2 protein-coding genes and 1 pseudogene are annotated in these 2,606 nt (G+C 57.9%); all 3 read left to right on the top strand.

Annotated features, from left to right (window positions below; translation table 11 throughout):
* A partial coding sequence (locus Q7C20_RS26585; protein ID WP_375071168.1) for a hypothetical protein occupies positions 1 to 581 on the top strand: 581 nt, incomplete at its 5' end.
* A gap of 549 nt (positions 582 to 1,130) precedes the next feature.
* Positions 1,131 to 1,421 carry a hypothetical protein gene (locus Q7C20_RS26580; RefSeq protein WP_374994991.1) on the top strand — a complete coding sequence of 97 codons (291 nt, stop codon included), beginning with the start codon at positions 1,131 to 1,133 and terminating at the stop codon, positions 1,419 to 1,421.
* Between the two features lie 405 nt (positions 1,422 to 1,826).
* Positions 1,827 to 2,606 (top strand): annotated as a pseudogene (locus Q7C20_RS26575) (hypothetical protein); the annotation flags it as partial.

Raw genomic sequence — 2,606 nt, 5'->3', positions numbered from 1 at the left:
GGTTCTTCGAGGGCTCCGGCGTGGATGCTGGCCAGCTTGAAGAGGATCTCTATCACTTGTGGAAAGCGGCCTGTCTCAAGTTCGGCCTTGGCGAGCCCAGTCGCAAGCATGGGGTAGTGGTGCAGGATGGCAGTCTCGCCGCCTCCTACGTGTCCAAGATGGGGGACAAGCCGTGGACGCTGGCTGATGAAATGGCTAAGTCGAACTCCAAGAAGGGCCGGAGATCAAACCGCTCGTTCTGGCAGTTGATTGATTGCTACATGGACGAGAACGCCACCACCCAGCACCGCAACCGAGCCAAGCAACTGATCATTGAGTACGCCGAGGCCACCAAGGGCCGCAAAGTGCTTACGTGGACGCAGGGCCTCAAGAAGCGGTACGCCGTTACTGACATGACGGACGAAGAGCTTGCAGCGCAGCAGGAGGAAGAGGCGGTCTTTATCGCTGAAATCCCCCTTGATGACTGGCGGATCGTTGTCAGGCATCGTCTGGAGGCGGTTATTCTCGATGTGTGCCTCAACGGTCGGCAGGCTGTTTACGCTGTCATTGATGCGTATCGACCGAAAACCCCCACGGATTGACGTAACTGTTACGAAAAGGGGCGGATGCAGCCCCTTGAGAAGGGGCCCCCGCTGGCGGGGTAGCGTCTCAAGGGGGGCAGCCCGACCCCTCTTGTTACATAACACGAAATCTATACACACCCAGCGGCTCTTGTGGCCGCTAAAATGCTTTTATAAACAGACCCTTACCCTTGAATCAATGCGTGGCGAATAACCCCCGAAAAGGCGGGAACAAATCGCTCGCTTTTTCTCATGCGAAAAACTCAGGGGGGGCGATTATGCGTAGCCCCTGCCGCGCTTCGCTTGCCTGCTGGCCCTCTTGGTTGGCGAACTGATGCCACCCAATCGCGCCCAGCGTCTCCGGTTGTTGGGGGTCAAGGGGGATCCCCCTTGCCAGTCCCGTATGTAATACGGGGTCGGCTGGCTGATTCCCTGTGAAGTGTTCTCCTAACACTTTGTGCCAAAGTTCGGAGCCCTTCGGGATCACTTCCGAGCGATTTGTTCCGCTTGCTTATTTTGTGTGACTGTGACAATAATTATTTATCGTCACAGTCACGGAAAAGGCCAAGCATGAAAGACGCCCACGACAACCAGACCCCCGACCTGCTCCCTATCAAGCGCCCACGGGGCAGACCTCGCACCGGCAAGGCTATGACGCAGGCCGAACGCCAAGCCAAGTACCGCGCCAAGGTGGCACAAAATAACGTCACTGTTACGATTAATCGCGGTATTCTTGAGAGGCTGGATGCCCAGATGCAGGCGATACGGGATGGGAATAGCGCCCAGATCCTCACGTCAGACGAGGCGGGGCAGGTTCTGGAGGCTCTACGCCGTGCACAGATGGTGCAGCTCAAAGGATAGGGCCGGTAGGCCCTGCAAGCGGCCCTGATAGGTCGATATGGGGGAAGGTGGTAGGCCGCGAAACACGCCCATCCTGACCCGAGCCAGTGAACCCCCCTTTCCCTGCAAAACCGGCAGTTAAGGGGTTCGGGCACTGAGGGAGGAGAACGCCACAGCGCCCCGCCGTGCTCTCCTTGCCCTTGCGGAGCCCAGAGAGTACGATTTGTGCGATTGTCCTTCACAAGACGAAGTGGAAATTTCTTGGGCAGCAGTGGGCCATAAGCCGCGCTAGACCCACAAAAAGAAACCCCCCGCGAGGCCGGCAAGCCTCCGAGGGACGATCACCCGCAACTGGATATATGCAGACCCAAGGTGATGACATGATCTTACATCATTTCCCCGCCTTCTCCATAGGGAGAGGGCACCATGAAGACCGATAGATTACCCGCCGAGAATTTGGATGCCGCAGGGGGCCGGAGTGGCCGCTCTAGGTATATTGCGGAAACCGCCGCCGCTTTGCCTAGTGCAACGCCCCGCAAACCCGCGCCAATCAAGGGAATCCGCGAAATCATCGACGCCGAAACTGGTGAAGTTTTTCAAGTTTCGCGCCAGCATGATTGCACCCTTCAGATCGAAAAGACCCCCGCCCAACTTCGCGCCTTAAAATGGATCCGCAAGGCTGCCCTGATAGAGATTTTCGGGCGAAAGCATCGCCTAGCGTGCTGCCACCGGAATCCAATCAAGCAGGCCACCGATGTCCAGGTGTGGGCCAAGCTCGATGCGTATCTACCTGGTCACTTTGTCGGGTTGCAAACTTGCGCCCTTCCCTGGCTGTGTCCGATATGCTCCCCGAAGATTGCCCAGCGCCGCGCCAACGAGATCCAGCAGGCTATGGGGCAGTGTCTCGCCCAAGGTGGGCAAGTGTTGATGCCGACCTTCACCATCCCTCATGGCCGTCAAGATCGCTTGACCGATACCCTCGCCCTTATCAAGGATGCCCTGCGTTGGATGGGCAAAAACAGGGCCTATCGTCAGCTCCAAACCCGCCTTGGCGTACAGGGCCGGATCATTGCGACCGAGATCAACCACGGCGAGGCCAACGGCTGGCACCCCCATTTTCACGAACTGTGGTTCTTCGAGGGCTCCGGCGTGGATGCTGGCCAGCTTGAAGAGGATCTCTATCACTTGTGGAAAGCGGCCTGTCTC

The sequence above is a fragment of the Pseudomonas sp. AMR01 genome, from assembly GCF_041946035.1.
In the GTDB taxonomy this organism is placed as follows: Bacteria; Pseudomonadota; Gammaproteobacteria; order Pseudomonadales; family Pseudomonadaceae; genus Aquipseudomonas; species Aquipseudomonas antarctica_B.
The sequence above is the reverse complement of the archived record's forward strand: the minus strand, read 5'-3'. Positions and strand labels throughout refer to the sequence as shown.